The organism is Empedobacter sp. UBA5924, from assembly GCF_002431085.1.
In the GTDB taxonomy this organism is placed as follows: domain Bacteria; phylum Bacteroidota; class Bacteroidia; order Flavobacteriales; family Weeksellaceae; genus Empedobacter; species Empedobacter falsenii_B.
On the sequence record NZ_DJDM01000038.1, the window covers coordinates 117,401 to 142,892 of the forward strand.

General features: G+C 31.9%; 29 protein-coding genes. 6 read left to right on the forward strand and 23 right to left on the reverse strand.

What is annotated here, in order from left to right:
* The first annotated feature begins 90 nt into the window (after positions 1 to 90).
* Complete coding sequence (locus B3792_RS11330; RefSeq protein ID WP_291069613.1) at positions 91 to 1,011, forward strand: Dyp-type peroxidase; 921 nt, start codon at positions 91 to 93, stop codon at positions 1,009 to 1,011.
* Between the two features lie 60 nt (positions 1,012 to 1,071).
* On the opposite strand, the gene B3792_RS11335 is transcribed toward B3792_RS11330, so the two are convergent.
* On the reverse strand, positions 1,072 to 1,524 hold the full coding sequence (locus B3792_RS11335) for a Fur family transcriptional regulator (protein ID WP_038331681.1): 453 nt from the start codon (positions 1,522 to 1,524) through the stop codon (positions 1,072 to 1,074).
* 196 nt (positions 1,525 to 1,720) lie between these two features.
* Here B3792_RS11335 and B3792_RS11340 point away from each other — a divergent pair, with 196 nt between their 5' ends.
* Positions 1,721 to 4,063 carry an ATP-dependent helicase gene (locus B3792_RS11340; protein WP_286494898.1) on the forward strand — a complete coding sequence of 781 codons (2,343 nt, stop codon included), beginning with the start codon at positions 1,721 to 1,723 and terminating at the stop codon, positions 4,061 to 4,063.
* A gap of 230 nt (positions 4,064 to 4,293) precedes the next feature.
* Positions 4,294 to 5,757: an alanine/glycine:cation symporter family protein gene (locus B3792_RS11345; RefSeq protein ID WP_221855076.1), complete on the forward strand. Its 1,464-nt coding sequence runs from the start codon at positions 4,294 to 4,296 to the stop codon at positions 5,755 to 5,757.
* Between the two features lie 53 nt (positions 5,758 to 5,810).
* On the opposite strand, the gene B3792_RS11350 is transcribed toward B3792_RS11345, so the two are convergent.
* From B3792_RS11350 to B3792_RS11400, 11 genes are all read right to left on the reverse strand, one after another.
* On the reverse strand, positions 5,811 to 6,329 hold the full coding sequence (locus tag B3792_RS11350; RefSeq protein WP_125350085.1) for a YceI family protein: 519 nt from the start codon (positions 6,327 to 6,329) through the stop codon (positions 5,811 to 5,813).
* A 38-nt stretch (positions 6,330 to 6,367) separates the two neighbouring features.
* Positions 6,368 to 7,186, reverse strand: a complete 819-nt coding sequence (gene ygiD / locus B3792_RS11355) for a 4,5-DOPA dioxygenase extradiol (RefSeq protein ID WP_221855074.1) — start codon at positions 7,184 to 7,186, stop codon at positions 6,368 to 6,370.
* Positions 7,187 to 7,213: 27 nt separating this feature from the next.
* Positions 7,214 to 7,786, reverse strand: coding sequence for a YceI family protein (locus B3792_RS11360; RefSeq protein ID WP_221855071.1), 573 nt, complete (start codon positions 7,784 to 7,786; stop codon positions 7,214 to 7,216).
* 216 nt (positions 7,787 to 8,002) lie between these two features.
* Positions 8,003 to 8,302, reverse strand: a complete 300-nt coding sequence (locus B3792_RS11365; protein WP_125350083.1) for a hypothetical protein — start codon at positions 8,300 to 8,302, stop codon at positions 8,003 to 8,005.
* A gap of 6 nt (positions 8,303 to 8,308) precedes the next feature.
* Positions 8,309 to 9,070 (reverse strand): type I methionyl aminopeptidase, encoded by a 762-nt coding sequence (gene map, locus B3792_RS11370; protein WP_291051740.1) that lies wholly within the window; start codon positions 9,068 to 9,070, stop codon positions 8,309 to 8,311.
* Between the two features lie 136 nt (positions 9,071 to 9,206).
* Positions 9,207 to 9,464, reverse strand: a complete 258-nt coding sequence (locus B3792_RS11375; protein ID WP_221855067.1) for a Txe/YoeB family addiction module toxin — start codon at positions 9,462 to 9,464, stop codon at positions 9,207 to 9,209.
* A complete protein-coding gene (locus B3792_RS11380; protein ID WP_221855065.1) occupies positions 9,465 to 9,719 on the reverse strand; it encodes a type II toxin-antitoxin system Phd/YefM family antitoxin in 255 nt (84 codons plus the stop codon).
* Positions 9,720 to 9,838: 119 nt separating this feature from the next.
* Entirely contained in the window at positions 9,839 to 10,135 is a 297-nt protein-coding gene (locus B3792_RS11385) for a Dabb family protein (RefSeq protein WP_221855064.1), read from the reverse strand.
* Positions 10,136 to 10,147: 12 nt separating this feature from the next.
* A complete protein-coding gene (locus B3792_RS11390; protein ID WP_180906721.1) occupies positions 10,148 to 11,455 on the reverse strand; it encodes a DEAD/DEAH box helicase in 1,308 nt (435 codons plus the stop codon).
* A gap of 27 nt (positions 11,456 to 11,482) precedes the next feature.
* Complete coding sequence (locus tag B3792_RS11395) at positions 11,483 to 12,016, reverse strand: STM3941 family protein (protein ID WP_221855062.1); 534 nt, start codon at positions 12,014 to 12,016, stop codon at positions 11,483 to 11,485.
* A gap of 85 nt (positions 12,017 to 12,101) precedes the next feature.
* Positions 12,102 to 13,865 carry an AMP-dependent synthetase/ligase gene (locus B3792_RS11400; protein WP_291069615.1) on the reverse strand — a complete coding sequence of 588 codons (1,764 nt, stop codon included), beginning with the start codon at positions 13,863 to 13,865 and terminating at the stop codon, positions 12,102 to 12,104.
* Between the two features lie 121 nt (positions 13,866 to 13,986).
* Between B3792_RS11400 and B3792_RS11405 the strand changes: the two genes are divergently transcribed.
* Positions 13,987 to 14,373, forward strand: a complete 387-nt coding sequence (locus B3792_RS11405) for a hypothetical protein (protein ID WP_038331649.1) — start codon at positions 13,987 to 13,989, stop codon at positions 14,371 to 14,373.
* 36 nt (positions 14,374 to 14,409) lie between these two features.
* Here B3792_RS11405 and B3792_RS11410 read toward each other — a convergent pair whose 3' ends face one another.
* The 3 genes from B3792_RS11410 to B3792_RS11420 form a co-directional block, all read right to left on the reverse strand.
* Positions 14,410 to 16,185, reverse strand: a complete 1,776-nt coding sequence (locus B3792_RS11410; RefSeq protein ID WP_291069618.1) for an AMP-dependent synthetase/ligase — start codon at positions 16,183 to 16,185, stop codon at positions 14,410 to 14,412.
* Between the two features lie 131 nt (positions 16,186 to 16,316).
* Complete coding sequence (locus B3792_RS11415) at positions 16,317 to 18,083, reverse strand: AMP-dependent synthetase/ligase (RefSeq protein ID WP_291048521.1); 1,767 nt, start codon at positions 18,081 to 18,083, stop codon at positions 16,317 to 16,319.
* 105 nt (positions 18,084 to 18,188) lie between these two features.
* Positions 18,189 to 18,842, reverse strand: coding sequence for a class I SAM-dependent methyltransferase (locus B3792_RS11420; protein ID WP_221855054.1), 654 nt, complete (start codon positions 18,840 to 18,842; stop codon positions 18,189 to 18,191).
* Positions 18,843 to 18,949: 107 nt separating this feature from the next.
* Here B3792_RS11420 and B3792_RS11425 point away from each other — a divergent pair, with 107 nt between their 5' ends.
* Positions 18,950 to 19,531, forward strand: coding sequence for a DUF6642 family protein (locus B3792_RS11425; protein ID WP_219033962.1), 582 nt, complete (start codon positions 18,950 to 18,952; stop codon positions 19,529 to 19,531).
* 64 nt (positions 19,532 to 19,595) lie between these two features.
* On the forward strand, positions 19,596 to 20,996 hold the full coding sequence (locus B3792_RS11430; RefSeq protein WP_219033963.1) for an alkaline phosphatase: 1,401 nt from the start codon (positions 19,596 to 19,598) through the stop codon (positions 20,994 to 20,996).
* A gap of 54 nt (positions 20,997 to 21,050) precedes the next feature.
* Here B3792_RS11430 and B3792_RS11435 read toward each other — a convergent pair whose 3' ends face one another.
* The 8 genes from B3792_RS11435 to B3792_RS11470 are packed head-to-tail and all read right to left on the reverse strand — an operon-like array spanning position 21,051 to position 25,325.
* Positions 21,051 to 21,497, reverse strand: a complete 447-nt coding sequence (locus tag B3792_RS11435; RefSeq protein WP_280050962.1) for a VOC family protein — start codon at positions 21,495 to 21,497, stop codon at positions 21,051 to 21,053.
* A 28-nt stretch (positions 21,498 to 21,525) separates the two neighbouring features.
* Complete coding sequence (locus tag B3792_RS11440; protein ID WP_038330630.1) at positions 21,526 to 22,182, reverse strand: DUF2461 domain-containing protein; 657 nt, start codon at positions 22,180 to 22,182, stop codon at positions 21,526 to 21,528.
* A 3-nt stretch (positions 22,183 to 22,185) separates the two neighbouring features.
* Positions 22,186 to 22,650, reverse strand: a complete 465-nt coding sequence (locus tag B3792_RS11445) for a DUF1801 domain-containing protein (protein ID WP_038330627.1) — start codon at positions 22,648 to 22,650, stop codon at positions 22,186 to 22,188.
* The gene (locus tag B3792_RS11450; protein ID WP_291069620.1) at positions 22,650 to 23,630 is read right to left on the reverse strand and encodes a DUF1801 domain-containing protein; all 981 of its coding nucleotides are present in this window, start codon (positions 23,628 to 23,630) and stop codon (positions 22,650 to 22,652) included. The genes B3792_RS11445 and B3792_RS11450 overlap by 1 nt, the downstream gene beginning before the upstream one ends.
* Entirely contained in the window at positions 23,585 to 24,040 is a 456-nt protein-coding gene (locus tag B3792_RS11455) for a hypothetical protein (protein WP_291069622.1), read from the reverse strand. The genes B3792_RS11450 and B3792_RS11455 overlap by 46 nt, the downstream gene beginning before the upstream one ends.
* 3 nt (positions 24,041 to 24,043) lie before the next feature.
* The gene (locus B3792_RS11460; RefSeq protein ID WP_291069624.1) at positions 24,044 to 24,436 is read right to left on the reverse strand and encodes a VOC family protein; all 393 of its coding nucleotides are present in this window, start codon (positions 24,434 to 24,436) and stop codon (positions 24,044 to 24,046) included.
* A gap of 12 nt (positions 24,437 to 24,448) precedes the next feature.
* Positions 24,449 to 24,856, reverse strand: coding sequence for an SRPBCC family protein (locus tag B3792_RS11465; RefSeq protein WP_115000356.1), 408 nt, complete (start codon positions 24,854 to 24,856; stop codon positions 24,449 to 24,451).
* 22 nt (positions 24,857 to 24,878) lie between these two features.
* Positions 24,879 to 25,325, reverse strand: a complete 447-nt coding sequence (locus B3792_RS11470) for an SRPBCC domain-containing protein (RefSeq protein ID WP_038330618.1) — start codon at positions 25,323 to 25,325, stop codon at positions 24,879 to 24,881.
* Positions 25,326 to 25,492 lie beyond the last annotated feature (167 nt).

Here is a 25,492-nt window from a genome sequence, read left to right on the forward strand (position 1 = left end):
AAGTCTTAATTTGATTAAAAAAATAACTATTATTCATAAAATTCAATTTTAAAATTCTTAACTTCATATTCAATTTTATAAATCTATTAAATGCCTCAATATCAAAATGTATTAGATAGTCCAAATACCAATACTATTTTTATGGTTTGGAATTTCAAGGAGAATACGACTTACAAAGACGCTTTCAAAAAGCTTTGCGCTTTGGTTATCAATCTTAATCATTCAGCAAATACACGTTTTCCGAAAACGCAATCGAGCGTTATTTTAGGAATTAGCTACGAAGCTTGGATAAAATTAGATTTACCTAAACCTTTACCGAAAGAATTAAAACCTTTTGTTGCTATTAAAGGAGAAAAGCATGAAGCTGTTTCTACAAAAGCTGATATTCATTTTCATATCCGTTCTACGCAACAAAGTTATTGCATTGATATTGTTTCTAATCTAACTGATTTATTAAATGATGTTGCGACTTGTCAAGAAGAAATTCATGGTTTTAGATATTGGGATGGTCGTAGTATTTTAGGTTTTGTCGACGGAACTGAAAATCCACAAGGTGACGAGAGAACAAATTTTGGTTTGATTGGCAATGAAGATTCTGCTTATACAAATGGAAGTTACTTATTTGTGCAAAAATACATTCATGATATGCAAGCTTGGAAAAATTTACCAATCTCTGAACAAGAAAAAGTAATTGGACGATCTAAAGTTGATGATATCGAAATGAATGATGATGAAAAACCTTCGAATTCACATTCTGCATTAGCAAATGTTGGAGATGACAAAAAAATTGTTCGTGATAATATGCCTTTTGGAAATATGTCGACAAATGAAATGGGAACCTATTTTATTGCTTATGCCAGAAAATTTAGCATTGTAGAAGAAATGTTAGAACGCATGTTTGTTGGTGAACCTGTCGGAAACTATGATCGAATATTAGATTTTAGTAAAGCCAAAACTGGAACTTTATTTTTTGTTCCTTCTTTTGATTTGTTAGACCAATTTTCTAATTAAAATAACAAAAAAGACCTTTTACGAAATTGTAAAAGGTCTTTTGGTTTTATAAAATCAAGGTTATTTATTCTTACGAGTTCCGTAAAAATACAATGAATGATTATCAATTTTGATATCAAAAATATCTTCTATCGTTTGTTTAATAGATTGAATTCTTGGATCACAAAACTCCAATACTTCTCCTGTATCAGACAAAATAATATGGTCATGATTTTTGTCGAAATATGATTTTTCGTAATGCGCTTGTTGATCTCCAAACTGATGTTTACGCACCAATTTAGCTTCCATCAAAAGCTCGATAGTATTGTATAAAGTAGCACGACTAACGCGGTATTTCTTATTTTTCATTTTGATATACAACATATCAATATCAAAATGATCATCTGTAAAATAAATTTCCTCTAAAATAGCATAACGTTCAGGTGTCTTACGATGTCCATTGTCTTCCAAGAAATTCGTAAACACTTGCTTTACTATTTCGTAATTACTTGATTTTACTGATTCGTCTGTCATATAAAAAATTTGTGTAAATATACAGAATATTTCCTTATCAATGTAACGAAACAGCTTTCAATTCGTACGTTTTTTTCTATCTCTTGATAATAAATCTTTATAGCAGCATATAATTAACAATACATCTATATAAGAAAATATATAATCTTTCAAAATTATTTTATCCTTTACACCACAAAGGTTAACTTTGCACACGATGGAAGAAAATTATTTAGAAAAACTGAACGAACCACAGCGTTTGGCTGTAGAAGCTACCGAAGGTCCAGTAATGGTGATTGCAGGTGCGGGTTCTGGAAAGACGAGAGTGTTAACTTATCGCATTGCTCATTTACTAAATAAAGGAGTTGATGCTTTCAATATATTGTCTTTAACATTTACCAATAAAGCTGCCCGAGAAATGAAAGAACGTATCGGACATGTAGTTGGTGAAGCGAATGCAAAAGCTCTTTGGATGGGTACCTTCCACTCTGTTTTTGCGCGCATTCTACGTGTTGAAGCTCCGCTTTTAGGTTATCCATCAGATTTTACAATTTACGATCAACAAGATGCAGTTTCGGTAATGACAAAGATTATTAACGAAATGCATTTGGATAAAGATATTTACAAAGCAAAACAAGTTTTGGGAAGAATTTCTCAATACAAAAATAACTTGATTACAGTTAGAGCTTATCATAACAATCAAGCTTTGATTGAAGCCGATAATGAAGCAATGCGACCTCGAATGGGCGATATTTACAGAGCTTATGTAGATCGTTGTTTCAAATCTGGCGCAATGGATTTTGATGATTTATTGTTACGTACCAATGAAATTTTGACGCGTTTTCCTGAGGTTTTAGCAAAATATCAAGAACGTTTCAAATACATTATGGTTGATGAGTACCAAGATACCAATCATTCGCAATATTTGATTGTAAAAGCATTGGCTTCTCGTTACGAAAACCTTTGTGTGGTTGGTGATGATGCGCAATCTATCTATGCTTTCCGTGGTGCAAATATTCGAAATATTTTATCATTCAAATCTGATTATCCTGATGCGAAATTGTATCCATTGGAACAAAATTACCGTTCGACGCAAATGATTGTGGAAGCTGCGAATCAGATTATCAAACAAAATCAAGATCAATTAGAAAAAAATGTTTGGACTGCGAATGAAACTGGTGAAAAAATAGCCGTTTATCGTGGACTTTCTGATGCTGATGAAGCGCGTTATATTGCAACGCAGATATGGGAAAGACAGATAAATGAACATCTTCAACCAAAAGATTTTGCTATTCTTTATCGTACCAATGCACAATCTCGTGCGTTAGAAGAAGCCTTGAGAAAAAGAGGAATTCAGTACCGTGTTTATGGCGGAACATCTTTCTATCAACGCAAAGAGATTAAGGATATGGTTGGTTATATGCGATTATTGATTAATCAAAATGATGAAGAAGCTTTATTGCGAACAATCAATTATCCGGCACGTGGAATTGGTCAAACGACTATTTCAAAACTTTTGGTTGCGGCAGATCAACATCAAATTAGTTTATTTTCTTTGATTGAAAATATTGCGATGTATGCTCCAACCATTGGAATAAATGCAGGAACATCAAACAAATTGAATGATTTTGTGTTGATGATTAAGCGTTTCCAAGTGATGCTAAAATCACATGATGTGTATGAAGTAACAATGGAAATGGCTAAAAGAACACAATTGTTGAATGCGTTGAAAGAAGATTCTACACCAGAAGGTGTTTCTCGCTTAGAGAACGTTCAAGAGTTGTTAAATTCGATCCAAGGTTATGTCGAAGAACAACAACAATTAGACGAAGGAGATGCTTCTTTAGGTGGTTTCTTAGAAAATATTGCTTTGGCAACTGATGCGGATAACGAAGAAGATGACGATAATAAGGTCAATTTGATGACGGTCCACTTAGCAAAAGGTTTAGAATTCCCTGTTGTATTTATTGCAGGTTTAGAAGAAAATCTTTTCCCTTCTATGATGAGTGTTAACACGCGCGCTGAATTAGAAGAAGAACGTCGCTTATTTTATGTTGCCTTAACACGCGCTGAGAAAGTGGCTTATATGACCTATTCTGTTTCACGTTTTCGTTGGGGAAAAATTATCGATTGTGAACCTTCTCGTTTCTTAGAAGAAATTGATGATAGTTTCTTAGAATGGAAAAATCTGAATATTTCTGCAAGAGCTTCTAATAATAGTGGATTATCGGCTGATTTATTTGGAGATGAACCAACACCACAAAACTATCAACAACGAGAAAAATCAGTTGCAAGACCAAATCCAAGAGCTCGTGTAGAACCAGCTCAACCAAGGTCAAATTTCAAACCAGTAAATCAAACAAAAAGTAACGCTTCATCAACAGCAAATGCACAAGGTTTGCAAGTTGGTCAAGTTGTTGTTCACGATCGTTTTGGACGAGGAATTGTGAAAGATTTGCAAGGAGAACCATCAGATATGAAAGCAATTATTCATTTTGATAATGCAGGAGAAAAAAAATTACTCTTAAATTTTGCAAAACTAAAAATCATTCGATCATAATAAAAAAACAGAAAAAGGTTACAGTAATTTGCAACCTTTTTTATTTGTATTTAACCAATTACACACCTTTTATCAAACTAAAGGTTTAAATAATATATCTTCAAAATTTAGAATAAAATTCTTGCTTGTATTTATTTTTTCGAATAAATAAACAGATTAAATCTTATAATTAAGATTTTTTTAGCATTTTAGCACCACAAATAAACACAAGAACAAAATTTTTTACTCAAATGGATGATATCATCAATCTAATAAGTAGCTACGTTTGGTCATATGCCTTGATTGGACTTTGCGCTTTAACAGGAATTTACTTCTCTATTCGCACCGGATTTTTACAAATAGTCTACATAAAAGACATGGTTCGCTTGCTATTTAGTGGCGAAAAATCGGACAAAGGAATCACTCCTTTCCAAGCTTTTTCTTTAGCAATTTCTGGTCGTGTCGGAACCGGAAACATTGTTGGTGTTGCAACCGCAATCGCAATGGGAGGCCCTGGAGCAATTTTTTGGATGTGGTTTATCGCATTTTTAGGAAGTGCATCTGCATTCATAGAATCTGCATTAGGACAGGTCTACAAGCAAGAAATCGATGGAGAATATCGTGGAGGTCCTTCATACTACATCGAAAAAGGTTTAGGAATCAAATGGTACGCGGTTTTGTTTGCAATCATTACAATTATGAGTTGTGGATTATTATTACCAGGCGTTCAGTCGAATAGTATTTCATCTGCTTTGAATAACGCGTTTGATATTCCTATTTATAATTTTGTAGGAATTCCAATCAACATTGTAGGATTCGTCATTATTGGATTATTAGCCTTGATTATTTTTGGAGGTGTAAAACGTTTGGGACAAGCTTCTGAATTTATCGTTCCTTTTATGGCAGGCGCTTACATCTTAATGGCAATCATTATTATTGGAATGAATATCCATCAAGTTCCATCAGTTTTACGATTAATTTTTTCATCAGCTTTCAATCAAGAATCACTTTATAGTGGTGTTTTTGGATCTGCAATTGCTTGGGGAATAAAACGTGGAATTTATTCTAACGAAGCTGGTCAAGGAACTGCTCCTCATGCGGCTGCGGCTGCGGAAGTAAACCATCCTGCACAACAAGGTTTGGTACAAGCTTTTTCTGTTTACATCGATACATTATTTGTGTGTACTGCAACTGCTTTTATGATTTTATTTACAGGAAAATACAATGTGAATCACCCAGAAAAAGCGGGAAGTTTCATTACTCAAAATCTTCCTGGAGTAGATTATACAGGTTTTACGCAAGCAGCTGTTTCAAGTCATTTTCCTTCATTCGGAAATAGTTTTGTTGCGATTGCTTTGTTTTTCTTTGCTTTTACAACGATTATGGCTTATTACTATTATGCTGAAACGAATATTACATACATTTTCAAGAAAGGAAATAGAAAAGTATATGTATGGATTTTACGTATTTGTTTTTTAGGTGCTACGTATTACGGAACAATCAAAACTGCTGAAACTGCTTGGGCAATTGGAGATATTGGTGTTGGTCTGATGGCTTGGGTAAATATTATTGCTATTTTATTATTAAGCGGAGTTGGGCTTAAGGTCTGGAAAGATTATAAAGACAAACGTAAAAAAGGAATTAAAAATCCTGATTTTAATCCTACAGAAATCGGAATTAAAAATGCTACTTTTTGGGAGAACAAAAATAAATAACACAAAAAAAACCACTTCGTTTGAAGTGGTTTTTTTGCTATTAAAAATTATGATTATTGGGCTTGAGTAAACTCTAAATTCACCAATAATTTTACTTTATCAGAAACCACTAATCCTCCAGCTTCTGTTACTTGGCTCCATCCTAATCCGTAATCTTTACGGTTGATTTCTCCTGAAAATTCGAATCCAGCTCTTTGTAATCCCCATGGATCAGTGATAACTCCACCAAAATCTGCATTTAATGTAATTGGCTGTTTTTCACCACGAATTTCTAAAGTTCCATTAATTTTTCCGTTTTGAATACCTGAAGTACTTTCAAATTTCATTTCTGGAAATTGCTCAGCAGCAAAGAAATCAGCTGATTTTAAATGTCCATCACGATCTGCATTTTTTGTATTGATTGAATCTACTTTTGCATCAAATTCAAATTTTGCATCAGAAAAATCATCTGAATTAGCTTCTACATCAGCATTGAAATGATCAAAATTTCCTGTTACTGTAGAAATTACCATGTGTTTTACTTTAAATTGGACTTCTGAATGAGAAGGGTCTAAATTCCATTTTGTTGCCATAATGTTTTGTTTTTATTTGTTATTTAAATTGATTTTATTTATCCTATTTTGAATGATAACATTCCTAATGATCCATAAATTAGTTTATCATTAAAAAGTGTTAGCTCCTCTTCTTTTCCTTGTAATGCTAATGCGTAAATAGCTGGCAAATAATGTTCCATAGATGGGACAGCAAGATTAAATGCGCTACCTTTTTGTACAAAATTGAACAATTCGTCGTGATTACCTGTTTGAACAATATTCTTGAATGTATCATTCACTTCATAAGCCCAATCATAACCAGCATTTGGCTCGCTCCAATTTAATGCTCTCAAATTGTGTACAACATTCCCACTTCCTACTATTAATATCCCTTTACTACGCAAAGCGTCTAATTCCTTCGCTAATTCGTAATGCTCTTTTGGCGTTTTATAAACATCCAAACTCAGTTCTATCATCGGAACATCTGCTTCTGGATACAAAAATTTAATCACACTCCAAGAGCCGTGGTCAAATCCCCACATTTTGTCTAAATCAACCTCTGTTGTTTTAATTAAATTTTTGACCTCTGTTGCTAATTCTGGACTTCCTGGCGCTGGATATTCAACATCGAATAAAGCTTGCGGAAAACCATAAAAATCGTGAATCGTTTTGGGTTGTTCTAAAGCCGTAACTTTAGTTCCTTTCGTTTCCCAATGTGCCGAAATACAAATAATCGCATTTGGTTTTGGGATTGTTTTTCCAATCTTCTTCCATCCTTCTACAAAAATATTTTCTTCGATTGCGTTCATCGGAGAGCCATGTCCTAAAAATAAAACTGGCATTTTATCAGTTGTAGAAAAACTTGAAGTAATTGATTTTAACGTATTGAAATCCACGATTTTTATAATATATTTTATTTATTATTATTTAGCTTTTGAAGCTGAAAATTCTAAGTTTGATGTTAATGTAACAACATCACCTACAACAGCTTCTGGGAAATTACCACCGATGTTAAAATCACTTCTTTTTACATTTCCTTTTACTGTAAATCCGTACGTTTTAACTCCGTTATTGTTGATGCTTCCGTTGTAAACTAATTTTAATGCAACTGGTTTAGTTACTCCGTTTAATGTTAAATCACCAACCATTTTAAATTGATTTCCTTTAACACGTGTAATTCCTTTTGAAGAGAATTCTAGTTTTGAATTTTTTGCTGCATTGAAAAAATCTGCTGATTTTAAATGATTATCACGTGCCTCAACTCCTGTATTGATTGAATTGATATCTGCAACTACATGAAATTTTGCATCGCTTAAATCTTCTTTTGTAAAGTTTAAATGAACATCAAAATTTTGGAATTGTCCTTCAACATCAGAAATTGTCATGTGAGAAACAGAAAAGCCTAATTTTGAGTGCGCTTTATCATTTGTATAATTTTGAGCAAATGCAGACATTGAAGCTGCTGATAACATTAACGTGAATAATAATTTTTTCATAACGAATGATTATTTGATTGTTTTTAATTAATTATTTATTTTGATAGGACAAATTTAGCTCAGTCATCAGCGAGATTTCATTGACATAAGATAAGAAATTAAAAAGCTTGATTTTTCATCTAATAAACGATCAAATTGTATCAATTAATATTCCAAAAAGTAAAGATTTTGAATTTGTTAGCAATAAAAAAAACACTTCAATAGAAGTGTTTAATATTATTTTACTGGACTAAAATACCAGTAGGTAGATGTTTTTTTATTCTCGATTTCCAAATATTCTGGAAATGCTTGCGGTAATAAATGTAATTCTTCCGATTTTTTCAAATCTGTTAGAATCTGACGCAAAGGATATCCTTTTTTACGGTCGTGAGGAAAATATCCTTTTTCAATTAAGAAAGGCATCATATCCTTAGTTTTTACACGTTCCAACTTATTTTCTGTTAAATAAGCCTGAATATCTTCGCTCATTTTTTTGACCACTTCGCGGTCTACTTTAATATATTCGTTTCTCTTCATATAATTTTACCAATTACCATTCATGTGCGTTAAAATCATAGGACCTTCAGAAGTAACCAAAACAGTATGTTCGTGTTGTGCAAAAACGCCAGGTGCATTTCCTATCATTGTCCAACCATCCGCTTGCTCAATTGCTTCGTAAGAATTTTCTGAAATAAAAGTTTCCAATGCAATAACTGAATTTTTACGGAATCGACGTTTATCATCAGGGTCTCTGAAATTCATCAAATCCAATGGTTCTTCGTGCAATGAACGCCCTACTCCATGACCAGTTAAATTCTCAATCACATGATAATGATGTTTTTTTGCTTCTTTCTCAATAATTCCACCAATATCAGCGATTTTAACTCCAGATTTTACAGCCGCAATTGCTTTTTGAAGCGCAGAAATAGATGCATCAACAATTTTTTGATAACCATTCACATCTTCTCCAACAACAATAGAACCTCCATTATCAGCCCAAAAACCACCTAATTCTCCAGAAACATCAATATTAACCACATCTCCGTCTTTCAAAATTTTATCGGCTCTTGGAATTCCGTGACAAATTTCTTCATTCACGCTTAAGCAAGTATAACCAGGAAATTGATACGTCTCGAAAGGAGCTGATTTGCAACCAAATTTGTGCATAATCTTCGCACCAAAATCGTCCAATTCTTTTGTTGACATTCCAGGTTTTACATAATCTTTCATCTCTTTAAGAGTAACGGCTACAGCTTCGCTGACTTTTTTCATTCCGATTAACTCTTCTTCTGTCTCTATAATCATTGCTTAAATTCTATTGATTTCCTTTTCAGAAATCATTTGCAAATTTACGGGTATTTGTAACGATTATTTGCTTATTTTGATAGAAATTCGTGATTATTGTATGATAGATTATATTGTTGATTGATAAAGAAGTATATCAATCATAATGAAAACGACATTTCGCAATTTGAATTTCATCTTCTACAACACGATATATTAACCGATGTTCATGATCTATTCTTCTCGACCAAAATCCTGCATATTTATGTTTCAAAGCTTCTGGTTTCCCCAGACCATCAAAAGGATTTCGAGCAATACCTTTAATCAATTCATTGATCTTTTTCAATTTAGATTTATCTGTTTTTTGCCAATACAAATAATCTTCCCATGATTCATCAACAAAAACGATTTTCATCTATTCTTCAATTAACTCCTTTGTAAACGTTTTCTGAGTTTTTAATTTCTCAATTGCAGCATCCAAACGCTCTTCATTTTTGCGAGAAGAAAGCTCATGATTCGTAGCCATTAGCGAATTATACTCTTCTAATGACATAATAACAACACCAGAATTTTTTCCACGATTAATAATCAATGTTTCAAAATTATTCGTCACACGATCAAAATATTCTTTAATATCTTTTCTAAATTCAGAAATATTTGTTATCAACATATGTACAATATTTTGTACAAAAATAAGTATAATTAATTATAAATAAACTTGATTTATAAAGTTTTAGAAAATAAAAAAATCCGTCAAATGACGGATTTAAGGTTATATTTTTCTAACGATTAATCTGCATCATAGATTAATACTCGTTTTGCTAATTTATTTGGACCATTCAAAAACTCGATATGTTGTGGATGTTTTTGATACGTCTCAAATTGTTCCATCGTTTCGAAAGCTGCAAACAAAGAAAACGAATACGAAGCGTCGATAACATCTCTTTCGATATTTGCTGGTGTTCCAACATGAAAAAATACTGAAGGAGCAATTGGTTCTAAATCTTTCAAAGCTTGATGAAATGTATTCACTTCAGCTTCTGTAGCGTCATCTTTTAACCAAAATAGTACGTGGTGTGCTAACATAAAATTCTATTTTTAATATGCAATTTGCATTTTTACTTTCTTATTTTTTACTTTTTGACCGTTCAATTTTTTCAATAAGTCCGGAACTTTTTTACGGTTAATCGCAACATACGAAGTGGTATCTTTTACCTCAATAATTCCGACATCGTTTTTTTCTAAACCTCCTTTTTTGAACAAAAATCCAACAATATCAACTTTGTTTACTTTGTCTTTTTTTCCTGCAGAAATATAAATCGTTTGGTAAGGTGTACGTTCTGGAATCTTATATGTTCCACCTAAATTTTCGACAGGTAAATTTTCATTTACAAACGGAAAATGTTCTTCATTGCTAATAATTAAATACACAAAACCTTTCGCATTCATACGTGCTGTACGTCCATTTCTGTGAATAAAAGCGGCTTCTTTTGCAGGTAATTGATAATGAATAATCGAATCTACTTCTGGAATATCCAAACCACGCGCAGCCAAATCTGTTGTAATTAAAACTCGAACCGAATCATTTCTGAATTTCAGTAACGCACGTTCGCGTTCGTCTTGTTCCATTCCACCATGAAAACTTTCACGCGCAATTCCTTTTTCATGCAACAAATTACTAATACGGTCGACAGCATCACGGTGATTACAGAAAATCAACATGCGTTTGCTTCCAATTTTGCAAATCAAATTAAATAAAGTATCCAATTTTTCTTCTGAAATGGTGTTAACCACTTTCATATGTAAATCAGGCTTTACCTCGATTTGTTTTAGATAGCTCACAATTTTTTCGTCATTCAATCCAACAAATTCTGGAATATTTTCCATTTCTGTAGCAGAAGTCAAAATACGTTGTTTCAAACCAGAAAGTTGCTCTACAATAAAGCTCATATCTTCTTGAAAACCTAATTCTAACGCTTTATCAAACTCGTCTAAAATTAAAGTTTGAACAGTCGAAGGATCAAAATTTTCGTTACGCAAATGATACGCAATACGTCCTGGAGTCCCAATTAATACAGCTGGAGCTTCTAACAAAGTATTTTGCTCAACTTTTGTATTGTGACCTCCATAACAACACGTTACTTTATAATCAGACTTCATCGATTTGAAAACTGTTTCGATTTGTAAAGCTAACTCACGCGCAGGAACTAAAATTAAGGTTTGAACACCTTTTACATCTGGATTTAAATCTCTTAAAGTCGGAAATAAAAACGCCAATGTTTTACCAGATCCTGTTGGTGATAATAAAATTAAATCTCGTTGATTTTCGGACATTTTGAATGCTGAACGTTGCATTGCATTCATATCTTTGATGCCCAAATTTTTATAAAGTAAATCGATTTGCATGCTGCAAAAATAGTCTATTCTTTCGAATTAATCATTTTTTGAAGCTGTAGAAATCTTATAATCTTCCATAAATTCATCAAAAAGATTCATGATTTCGAAGTGATTTTTATCTAAAGTATTTGCGTCAAACGAAACAACAGCGCCATACATTTTATTCCAAAATCTCATACGTGCTTGTAAGAATTTCTGCGTTTCGTTATGGATAAAATCGTCTGCATCAATAATTTTTATATTAATGACACGTTGGCGAGGCAATTTCAGTTCTTCAATTTCTAAAATTTTTCCCCATTCAATATAATTCAAATGATCCGTAGGTTTGTAAACAATTCCTTTTTTATCAATCAATAAAATCAATTGTTTTTTCATCAATTTTTTGATTGAAACGATGATGAATAGTAAACTTGGAACAAATAAAACTCCGCTTAAAATTTTTGCAGTTTGCGGAGAATTAACTTGATTGGCGTTTAGAAATAAATAAATTGAACAAGCAAAAAATAAAAGACTACCGAATAATAATCCCCAATTGCTTGTTTGTTTTGCGTAAACTTTAACTGAATTCAATTGATTTTGTTTTTACAAAAATATAGATTTTAATCTTAATTAAAGGTTATAAAAAAGAGTCTCAAAAAACTGAGACTCTTATTAATTATCCAAAAATTTCTTGGTATTGTTTCTTGTATTTTTCTAAAATAATTTTACGTTTAAATTTTAACGTTGGCGTTAATTCTCCACCTTCTACGGTCATTTCATTTGGAATAATTGCAATCTTTTTGATTTGTTCCCAATGTCCAAAATGATTATTCAGTTGATTGATTTCTTCTTCTAATTTCTTTTTGACAACATCGCTTTTCTGAAATTCATCATGAGGAAGATTTACAATTTCAAGAGCATTTGACTGCGACCATTTTTTTAGATTTGTATAACTCGGAACCACAAAAGCTCCAGGAAACTTCTCACCTTCTCCAACAACCATCAATTGCTCGATGAATGGCGATTCTACCATTTTCATTTCGATTTGTTGTGGAACAATATATTTCCCTCCCGAAGTTTTGTACATTTCTTTTTTACGGTCAACAATTTTCAAGAATTTATTGTCTATCCATTCTCCAATATCACCCGTGTATAGCCAACCATCTTTGATTTCTTCGGCAGTTTTTTCTGGTAAATTATGATAACCCATCATCACAATATCACCTTTTACTAAAATTTCGCCATCATCAGCCAATTTTACTTCAACACCTTTCAACGGAGGTCCAACAGTTCCTATCTTTTTACCTCGACGAAAACAATTCACCGCAATTACTGGCGAAGCTTCTGTCAATCCATAACCTTCATAAATTGGAATTTCGGCAGCTAAAAATACGCGAACAATTCGTTGTTGAATCGCTGCACTTCCCGTTACAATGGCTTTTAATTCGCCACCAAGTCCTTCGTACCATTTGTGTAAAACTAATTTTCGGGCAATTGCTAATTTCAAATTATAAATTGTAGAACGCTGATCATCTTCTAACACAAACTCATCGCCAACTTTTACAGCCCAATCAAAAATAGATTTCTTAAAACCTGATAATTGAGCTCCCGTTTGCATGATTTTTTCATAAACTTTTTCAATCACACGAGGAACAGCCGTAATCATATGCGGTTTAATTTCTTTTAAATTATCGCCAATCTTCTCCATCGATTCTGCAAAATATATCGAAATCCCCATGTACACATACAAATACTGAATTGTTCGCTCATACGCATGACAAGCAGGAAGAAAGGTCAAAGCACGATCGTAAGGATCAAGTGGTGTTGAATATTCGCAAGCCATAACATCTGCAATAATGTTTTTGTGCGACAACATTACGCCTTTCGGATTTCCTGTCGTTCCTGATGTATAGATTAAAAAAGCTAAATCTTCGTGCTTTACATTTGCGGCACGTTTGTCTATTTCTTCTTGTTGAATTGTTTTTCCTTTTTCGATTAAAACATTCCAACTTTCTGTATTTTCAAATTCATCAATTGAGTACAATTGCTCTAATGAAGGCAATTTTGTTTTGAGTTGATTGATTCGCGTGTACAAATCGAGATTACTTGTAAAACACAATTTTATAGCAGAATCGCTAAAAATATATTCGTAATCGTTGTCAGAAATATTCGGATAAATCGCTACCACAACAGCTCCGATTTGTTGTATCGCATAATCTATCATATTCCATTCGACACGATTTTCTGAGATTAATCCCACTTTTTCACCTGGCTGAACTCCACAAGCGATTAATCCTTTTGAGATTGCATCAACATGTTCTAAAAAAGTTGCGGTTTTCATTGGTTTCCATTCTCCATTTTGTTTGGATACAAACATGGATAAATCAGGAAACTTTTCCTGCTGACGTTTTGATAAATCAAAAATTCTGGTTGCTTCCATAGCGCACTTATAGTTTTGTAATTTTGAAAAGAATTCGTCGAAAATAGCGTAAAATGATGAGTTTTTCAAAAATTTTATCTTCAACTTAAAAAGAATTATTTTCGTCATAAATATTACAATTATGAAATATCTAATTTTATTTCTCTTATTATTTTACTCTTGCAGCTCTGATTTTAAAAAGTCTTATAAAATTGGAGATATTAAATTATATGAATTACAATGTTCTGGACTCTATTATTTGAGCACTGATAATTGTAATTGTAAACATTTACCAACTAATTATTTTATTCCAAAAGGAGAAAAAGATTCATTTTTTGAATTATTCTTAAAGAAGAACAAAGGAAAACTTCAAGTTAATTCACTTTATAATGAATTTGAAACTCATGGAAATATCAAAGAAAAAGTAGATTTTATTATATATACCGATAACGCCTCTTTTAGTGATAGTATAAGAAAAGTAAATTATACTGTGATTCGAGGATATTCTAATGGAAGAATGAATCCATAAAAAATCCCTCAATTCATGATGAGTTGAGGGATTTTTTTATTTATAAATTTCTTCGAATTCTTTCTGATATTTCTTTAGAATAACTTTACGTTTTAATTTCAAAGTTGGAGTTAATTCTTCACCTTCAATCGTAAATTCATGCGTTAGAATTGCTGGTTTCTTAATCTGTTCCCAATTTCCAAATAACTGATTTGCTTTACGAACTTCTTGGTTTATTACTTTATGAACTTCTGTAGATGCTATAAATTCATCACGAGAAAGATTACTAATTTCAGGTGCATTTTCTTTTGCCCATTCTTTCAGATTTGCATAATTCGGAACAATAAAAGCTGACGCAAATTTTTGCGCATCACCAACAACCATTACTTGCTCAATAAAATTTGATTCGACAAGTTTTGTTTCGATTAGTTGAGGAACAACATATTTTCCTCCAGAAATTTTGAACATTTCTTTTTTACGATCAATAATTTTCAAGAAATGACCTTCTCCTTCTTCCCAAACTCCAATATCACCTGTGTGCAACCATCCATCAATAATGACCTCATCGGTCACTTTCTGATTTTTATAATAACCCATCATCACATTAGGACCTTGAACCAAAATTTCGCCATCTTCGGCTAATTTTACTTTGACATCTTTTATCGGCGAACCCACAGTTCCGATGCGAACACCTAATTTATGCGGATTATTTACAGTAATTAAAGGCGAAGTTTCCGTCATTCCATATCCTTCAAAAAATGGTAATCCAGCTGCCATAAAAACACGCGCAATTTTACCTTGCAACGAAGCACTTCCCGAAATAATATATTTGAAATTACCTCCTAACGCTTCATAAAATTTATTCAAAACTAATTTTCGAGCTAACGCTAATTTCACATTATACACCAAAGATCGTTTCTTCTCATCAGGCTCATATTGAGAAGCAATCTCAATCGCCCAATCAAAAACTTTTCGTTTTTTTCCTGTTAAAGCGCTACCTGTTTTCAGAATTTTCTCATAAACTTTTTCCATCACACGAGGAACAGCAGTCATGATATGAGGTTTTACTTCATTGATATTATCACCAATTTTCTCAAAACCTTCGGCGAAATAAACCGTTACACCAATATATAAATAGGTATAAATTACAGTTCTTTCGTATGTATGACAAGGCGGTAAAAAAGTCAAACCTCTTGTTCCTTCTTCTAACACAACAATTTCTTTTGCCGCAATAAAATTCGAAACCAAATTATTATGAGACAACATTACACCTTTCGGTTTTCCTGTTGTTCCAGACGTATAAATTAAAGTTGCTAAATCTGAATTTCGAACAATTGAACTAAGATTATTTACATATTCGTCTGTTATATCTTTTCCAATTTCTTTTAATTCTGACCAATTTCTAGAATCTGGGAACTCATTAATTGCAAAAACATATTCTAAACTATAAATTGTCCCAAACATATTATTGATACGTTCATACAAATTTTTTGTACTTACAATACACAATTGTATTTCGGCATCATTGAAGATAAATTGATATTCAAAATCTGTAATATTTGGATAAATCGCTACCACAACCGCACCAATTTGCTGAATTGCAAAATCAATCACATGCCATTCATAGCGGCTTTCGCACACAAGTCCTACTCGATCGCCAGGTTTAACTCCCAGAGCTAATAAACCTTTCGAAATTTCTCTTGTTTGCGCAATAAATTCGGCTGGTTTTGTAAACTTCCATTCGCCATCAATTTTACTTGCAAACATATTATGATTGGGGTAAAGTTCTTGTTGACGATAAGCTAAGTCAAAAATTCGTGTAGGATTATTCATTTTTTAAATACTAAACTTTATAAAAAAGAGTGCAAATTTGGTGCAAAATTTTCATAAATCAGTTTTATTTCACGAAAAAAGCAAGATTAATAAAAATCTTGCTTCGTTATTTTTCTAAAAAATTGATGTTTTTATTGATAAATTCCGTCAATTTCTTTTTTATATTTTTCTGAAATGATTTTACGTTTCATCTTCAAAGTTGGCGTTAATTCTCCAGCTTCAATTGTAAATTCATAAGGCAGTAAATGAAATTTTTTAATTTTTTCCCAATTTCCAAAATTGACATTTAATTTATTGATTTCATTTCCTATCAATTCATAAATTTTTGGATGCGTTAAAAACTCTTCACGAGGTAAATTAATCAATGAAGATTCATTTGCTTTTGCCCAATCAATACAGTTTTCATAAGAAGGAATAACCAAAGCAGCAGGGAATTTTCGTCCTTCTCCAACTACCATAATTTGTTCGATATAATTAGATTCTGAAAGAATTTTCTCAATTTGTTGTGGCACAACATATTTTCCTCCAGAAGTTTTGAACATTTCTTTTTTACGATCGATAATTTTTAAGAATTTATCATCAACCCATTCTCCAATATCGCCCGTATACAACCAACCATCTTTCAAAACCTCAGCCGTCGCCTCAGAATTTTTATAATATCCTTGCATGATATTTTTACCTTTTGCTAAGATTTCTCCATCTTCAGCTAATTTAATCTCAATATCAATCAAAGGAATACCAACGGTTCCGATTTTCATTCCACGTTTGATACAATTTACAGATAAACAAGGTCCAGCTTCTGTTAAACCATAACCTTCGTAAATTGGAATTCCGGCTGCTAAATACAATTTTAATAAACGAGTTTGTAAAGTTGCACTTCCCGATGCAATTCCTTTGACATTACCGCCAAGCGCCGCTTTCCATTTCGAAAAAATTAATTTTCGAGCAATGTTTAATTGAAATTTATACCAAGCAGAAAGTTTTGATTCGTCTAAATCATACTGTTCTCCTAACGAAATTGCCCAAAAGAATAAAGCTCTTTTTACTCCTGTCAATTGTTCTCCAGTCGCCATTATTTTATCGTAAACTTTCTCTAAAACACGTGGAACAGCCGAAAAAATATGTGGTTGAACTTCTTTCATATCTTGCCCAATCGTATCCATTGATTGTGCAAAATAGATTGGTAATCCCATTTTGATGTACACGTATTGAAAGACGCGTTCATACGCATGACAAGCAGGTAAAAAAGACAACGCTTTATCATACGCTTTTACAGGAAAAGAATATTCGGAACTATTGACATCAGCCAATAAATTTTCGTGAGAAAGCATAACGCCTTTCGGGTTTCCTGTTGTTCCAGAAGTATAAATAAGAGTTGCTAAATCAGTTGGTTTTACATTGTCCATCTTCGTTTGTAAAACCTCATCAGAAATAGAAATTCCTTTCGAAATTAGCTCAATCCAATTTGGTGTATGCGGATAAGTATTAAATGTATAAACTTGTTCAAGATTTGGAATACGATCTTTGATTCCTAATAATCGTTGATACAACGCATCATTGCTCACAAAACAAAGTTTGATTTCGGCATCATTTAGAATAAATTCGTAATCATTATCCGAAATATTGGGATAAATTGCCACAACAACAGCTCCAATTTGCTGAATTGCAAAATCTACTAAATTCCATTCTAAACGATTTTCGCTGATTAACGCAACTTTATCATTTTGTTGAACACCATTTGCAATCAAACCTTTCGAAATATTATTTACTCGATTGATAAAATCTGTTGTAGAAATTCCCTTCCATTCTCCTTTTTCTTTGTAATTAAAAATCGAAATGTTAGGTGTATTTTTTTCTTGAAATCGAGATAAATCGAATACTCTTTGTGGTTGTTTCATATTCTTGAAATAAGGATACAAATTTCTGCTAATTCTTTCTACTTTAGAAATTATTTACTCATTCTTTTCTCAAAAAAATTAAGTTTATTATCAATAAAAATCATTTTATTTTTTTGCAATAATTATACTATACTCTCTTTCAACTTTTTCGCCAGCTTTGCTAATTACACTTTCTGAAAATGTTTTTCTATTTTCAATAGAAAATTTAGCTGATTTCAATAGTTTTATCACTTCGTCTTCTGTGTATAAATTGAAGCCAAATTGAGTAAAAGGTAAAGTTTCCATAAATTCCTTTTTAGCAAAAGTAAGAGCAAATTCCCCATTGAATTTCAAGACTCTATAAATTTCACTCAAGAAAAATTTAGGATTTTTCCAAAAATAGATTGTATTCACTGTGAAAATTTTATCAAAACGTTTTTCATAAAAATGAATTCTTTCATCCATAATTATTTCAAATCTAATATTTGCATTCAAATAATCAGAATTGTTCGTGATAGCACTATTTTTCATGACCTGTGAAAGTTCTAAACCAATATATTCTAAATCCTTTGCTTGATTTAATACATAAGGTAAATGCTTACAATTTCCATGACCTAACTCTAATATTTGTTCTTTATTTTGTAATTGTAAATGATCTATTGTCGTTTTTATCATACCAAAATTACTTTCATTCATTTGCTCACCAACTTCAATTCCTTCGTCTCCATTTGGACAACTCAATTGTTCCGCAAGATTTTGTAAATCAATATTATTTTTCATTAAATTTATTTATATAGAATAATTCTAAATTAATAAATATTAATCATTGTTCGCGTGATTTTAATCATTTAAAAATTACATCTTACCTTTGAAAAATAGTAAAATAGATGAAGGATATTATACGAACTGAAGACGAAGATGATTTCAAATTGTTTTGTTTGGAATCTGTAGCAGATATTGAAGAGCAAAATGATTCGCAATTATTGGAATTTTTGGAACATTTGGCTCGAGAATTTCAGATTACAAATGTTTATAAAACGACTGATAGCTTTGAAGGTTTCGAAGAAAGTTTGACCAATCTTCTTTATCATGATAAATATTTTAGAGATTATAAAATCATTTATTTAGTTTTTGAAGGCGAAGGAAATCAAATTCAAATTGATGATTATTACTATAGTTTGGAAGAAGTAGCAGAAATTTTTCAAGGAAAACTAACCGATAAAATTGTTCATTTTGCAAATACAATGAGTTTAAATTTGGAAGACGAAAGTTTTCAATATTTTATTGATGTTACAGGAGCAAAAGCCTTATCTGGATATGTAAACCCTTCTCCAATTTTGAGTACAATTTTAGATCAATATTATTTTTGTTTAGCAAAAGAAATTGATGACGAAGAAGAGCTTGTACATGCATTGTTTGATAAACACGCCAATATATGCCTGAAATTAGGATTTAGATTGTATCATTAATAAGATTTAACAATAAGCTAAAACACTTCTCAGAAATAATCTATTCATTTACAAAAATAATAAAATGGATAGACGTAAATTTCTTAGAGGATCGGCATTAATTTCTACAGGCTTAATTCTAAATCCTTTCGATTTATTTGCTCAAAATAAAATCAAACCTAATCTTTCTACAAATTCTGCAAAGAATATTATTTTTATGATAAGTGATGGAATGAGTTCCGGAACTCTTGCTATGGCTAATTTGTACAACATACAATTGCATGGAAAAAATGGTAATTGGATAAATCTTTATGAAGAAAATAAAGTAAAAAGAGCTTTAATGGACACCGCTTCTGCAAGTTCTATTGTTACCGATTCAGCTGCTGCAAGTTCAGCTTTTGGAGGTGGAATTCGTGTGAAAAATGGCGTATTAAATATTAGCACGAATGGAGAACATCATGTTCCGATTTGGCAAAAGTTCAAAAAAGCGGGTAAAAGAACAGGGTGTGTGACTACAGTTACTATTACTCATGCCACTCCAGCTGGTTTTTGTATAAATTCTGCAAGTAGAAATGCAGAACCAGAGATAGCTGAAAAATATGCCGAAATTGGCATTGATGTTTTATTAGGTGGTGGTGATGAGTTTTTTAATTCATCCAAAAGAGAAGACAAGAAAGATTTGTATGCTATTTATAAAAATAAAGGCTATCAAATTGCGAAAACAAAGGAGGAATTAGGAAAATCTCAAAACAATAAATCTCTATTAGGTATTTTCAATACTGGAGCAATTCCTTACGCAATCGATCATAAAAATCTCTCAAAAAATAAATCTATTCCTACACTTGCCGAAATGACTAAGGTTGCGATTGATAATTTGAAAGATCATCAAAATGGTTTTGTATTGCAAGTAGAAGCTGGAAAAGTGGATTGGGCGGCACATGCAAATGATGTTGCAGGATTAATAAATGATCAAATTGCATTTGATGAAACAATCAAAACTGTAATGGATTTTGCTGAAAAGGATGGAAATACGTTAGTTATCATCACAACTGATCACGGAAATGCAAATCCAGGAACTATTTATGGAGCTGATGTAAACAAAAAATTTGAAAGTATTGTTAATTATAAATATACCAACGAACATATTTTGAATGAAATTCACGAAGATTTTAATATACAAGAAATCAAAGATTGGATTGTCGAAACAAATGGTTTTAGTTTAACTGATGATGAAGCAAAACATATGTTAGATTTTTACAAAGGTTTGGATAAAGAAGAAGGATTATATAATTTCAAAAAGCTTCCGTTCAAATTTTTCTCTGAAATTCAGAAAAAACACAACAATGTAGGTTGGATAAGTATGGATCACTCGGGCGATTATGTAGAATTAGCTATGTATGGACCAGGAAGTGATTTGTTGAAGCCATTTGTAAAAAATACAGATCTTCATCAACTTATGTTACAAGCAACGAACGTAAATGTATAGTAAACAAAAACCTCTCAAGTTGAGAGGTTTTATGTTTTATTCTTAAACTATATTTTACATCGAATGCGCTTTATTTCCTTCGAAATGAATCATCCAAGGTGTTCCAAATTGATCAATAAAAGACGCATAAAGCTCAGCAAAAAACTGCTCAGCCAAAGGCATTTCTAACGATTTTGCATTTACCGAAAGACGATCATATAATTGATGCGCTTCTGCGGGATTATCAACATCAAGCATAATGTAATTATTATTTCCAGCTTTGTATTGATGTCCAAATTCTTCAATAATATCAGAACCCATTAACATTGTTGTTTCATTAATAAACAATGCCACATGCGAAACTTTATCCTTTGCACTTTCTGGAATCTGAAATTCTGGATTTGGCGGCATATCTACCATTTTATACATCCCAATATTTTGCGTTTCAAAAACAGTTTCATAAAACTGAAATGCCTTTTCGCAATCTCCGTTAAAATTTAAGTAAGCGTGTACTTTAGCCATAATATAGTGTTTTTTTGTGATTATTTTTTTAATATAATGGTTGACCATTTTCATCGGTTGTTAAAACCTCTGTCATATAATTCAAAAATGGTTGAAGAACCTGAATTGATTTCGCCACTTTCTGCGGAAAATCTTTTGCTAAAACTTCTTCATCCGTGAAATTCTTGATAAATAAATATTGCTTTTTACGCAACAATTCAATTCGCTCATGATCTTTCGAAAAACCTTTTGGAGCAGATTTCACTTCTTCTCCTTGCATTTCTCCAAACTCATTCATAATTGTTTTGGATTGAAGAATCTTCGCTAATTCATCCGAAACTTCAATATCTTTTCTAATACGAAGCAAATCATCGCGCTCTGGTCCCCAAAAACCAACACCTATAAAATTATGATTCGGTTGAATATGGAAATAATACCCACCTCTATTAAGTGGCTTTTTGCGACCTGTTTGCGCAGAAAAATGAGTTTTATAAGGAGTTTTATCATGAGAAAAACGAACATCTCTATAAATTCTATAAATTTTAAGCGGTTCTAATTCTTCCTTTTTACTTAATTCTTGGTAAATCACATTGAAAATTGAATCTGCTTCAGCTTTCGCTGTATCAAATTCAACTTTATGTTCTGTAAACCATTCGCGGTTATTATTTTTTTCTAATTTTTTTAAAAATTTATCGATTTGTGACATGATTTATTTTTTTCGATTAAGTAGTACTTTTTCATAATTTTCTATCCATTGTTGTGGCGTAATTTTTTGCGCTAATTCTCCGATTAATTCAAACGGAATATCCTCTACTTTTTTGAAACGAATACAACTTTTTCCCATATCTAATTTACGTTTTGAGTATTTTGGATATTCATCAACAAACCAATTCAGCAATTTATTGTCCATATAAATTCCCATGTGATATAACGCAATGAAATTCTTTTGAGAAGCAATATTGATAAACGGCAACGGTGATTTCGGATCGCAATGATAACCATTCGGATAAAGTGAAAACGGTACAACAAACCCAAGATGACCATAGCTCAACTGCAACTCGAAACCAGTGGGTAATTTATCTGCCAAAATTTTAATTAATTTCTCAACAGCTTCTTTTCTTTCTACTGGAATTGACGTTAAATATTCTTCTAAATTTGCGACTTCATATTGCATTATTTTCGATATTTATCATTCAAACCTTTTCCTTCTAAAATCATAGGTTTTATTTTTTCGATGCGAGAAATTTTCGTTTTCTCTTGTTTTGCTTCATCAATATATTCGATGTATTCTTTTTGTCTTCCTGAAGTTAAAGCTTTAAATGAAGTAAATAATTTATTGTTTTGATTTAGAGTTTCTTTCAAAATTCCATTAACTTCTTTTGGCGTAGATTTTTGAGGTTTTATTTCCTTTCCATCTTTCACCAATTGAATCGCTTCTAAGACATATTCTCTTACTTTTTCGACATCAATTTCATCAGCAGAATTAAATCTCCATTGACGCAAAGCTTTCGTTTTTTCTTCATTTGCATTTACCAAAACTTTGTATGAATCTTTCAAGAAAACGCCATTATGAAACCACAACGCAAAATGATTTTTGAAGCCACTAAATGCCAACACATTTTTCTTGTTGAACGTGTAAATATCTCCACCCCATTTAAACTCTTTTACCAGTTCTGTTTCATTGACAACTTGTTGAATTTTCTCATTCGCTTCAACCCAATTACTATTGTATTTTGTCCATTCTCCAGCTTTTTGATCTTTCATCAAACTAACTTTATACAACACAATTTCTTTCAATAATTTCTTTGGTAAAGCTTTATCCAAAGGAAGTTGTATTGCACCTTTTGATGTTTTATAATCGGTCAAATCATTTTGAAAATGTTCGATTGTTTCTGCTCCAGGATAAATCCCTACATGATTTTTGAACATCGCAAAATGAATCACATTTCCATTTAATCGGAAAGTGGGCATTTTATAATTAATCGTTTCTGTTGCTTGTGGTACAACTTCGTAAATAATTTTTCTTATGTTTTCTAAAATATCTTGTTTGGCTTGATCAAACCCAAGAATATATTCATCAATAGTTGTAAAATTATCTGTCATCATCATTATTCCTCGCAAATCTCTTTCAGCTTGCGTAGTGCATTTATCCACATTTCTCTGACTTGAGTTTCTGGAAAAACCTGATCATCTATTTCTACCGAACAGGTTAATCGTGTATGACCTTCAACATCTTCCATTTTATACGTTTCTTCTGTATTTTTCCATGCATCAATTTCTGGTCCATCAAAAATCTCTTGACCTTCTTCGTTCAACTTTCCGATATGACGCATTTTGATTGATTTTCCTACAATATTTTCATCTATTGTGGCAATCATCGCAGCCGAACCTTTTTCAGTTTCATAAGTGAAATAAACGTGAGAACCTTCGGACCAATCTCCTTTAAAATCTGAAGTTTCACTAAACGGCTTTGTCCAAATTTTATACGAATCTGGTGCAATCATTACTTTATGCACATGCTTAGGCTGCGCATAAATAACTTCTGTAAACGATACTTTTTTCATATTTTAAGCATTTGCTAATCCAAAAACAGCTCCAGCAGGATCTTCTACAATTGCAAATTGAAGATTTCCTTCTTTATTTTTAATCTCATGAATAGATTTTCCTCCCATTTCCAACGCTTTTTGCAAACTTTCCGCAACATTATCTACACTAATGTACATAATCCATTGTGATGGAATTCCTTTATTCATGCCACGTTTCGTACAAACTCCACCAGCCGCATTTTCTGGAGAAGACATCATTACATAATCATTGTACTCCTCTTCGTCATCTTTCATCGCAACATTTTTGACTTCCCAACCAATCACTTCTTTGTAAAAATCTTTTAATTCAGTCGAATTTTCAACAGTTAAATCAGCCCAAACCATTTGACCAATTTTCGATTTATTTTCATCCATCTTCTACTATTTTTAGCGTTTTGATTCAACATAATTCTTGAAACTATTCAAAATAGCTTGCCAACCTTGTTGTTGCATTTCAGTAGGATTTTGACTTTCTGGTTCAAATTTTTCTGTGATTTTGGTTAAATTATTCTCTTCATGAAAATTGATTTCAACCTTGCGACCATCTGCAATGTAATAACGAATAAACTTATTTGGAATGATTTCGTCATATTTAGCTTCAAATTCGAATTGAAAACTGCCATCTTTCGCAGCCATCGTACTGTTTAATTTTCCTCCAACTTGCAAATCATTTTCTGCTTTTGGACAATGCCAATCATCAGAAGCTTGATTCCATTTTACAATATCTTCAGGAGAATTAAAAGCTTTCCAAACTTGATCTAATGGAGCATTTATTATTGTTTCGATTGTGATCATACGTATAGTTTTTTGTTGATTTTTAAGGTTTCATAAAATCAAAAGCACCTTTGCGCAAATTAATTCCGTATTCGAGATAAGCTTTCAGACACGCCAAGAAATTCGCCCAACCTTCTGTTTGTCCCATCAATTGCTTAATTCCAGCTTCATCATCATTCATTTCATGTTCAATGACTTTAACAATTGTCGAATCATTTTCTCCTTTTTCGAGAAAAATCTCCACCAACATATCATCAACTCCACCGCTCCAATCAAAAGAAATATATTCATCTTGTTTTAAATCGCCTCCCATTACAGGAAAAATATCATCAAACTCGGGAAATTTCCATTCAACAATTTTTCCAGTTTCGATAGCACCCGTCGAAGAAGCAATAAAATATTGATTCATTTTATTTGGATTAACAATCGCATCAAAAACTTCATTTTTAGATTTCTGAATTTGAATTGTTGCTTTTACAGTTAACTTCATTTCAATTGATTTTGGCTAACTAATTTAGTCAAAAAAAGTGTTCGAATTTTCGAATTCATAAAAAATAATTAAAACTTTATCGATATTGAAATCATTTGTAGAAAATAATTCGATTTATAAGTGTAAAATTTAAAAGTTTTTTACATTTATAGTATTGTAAAATTGAT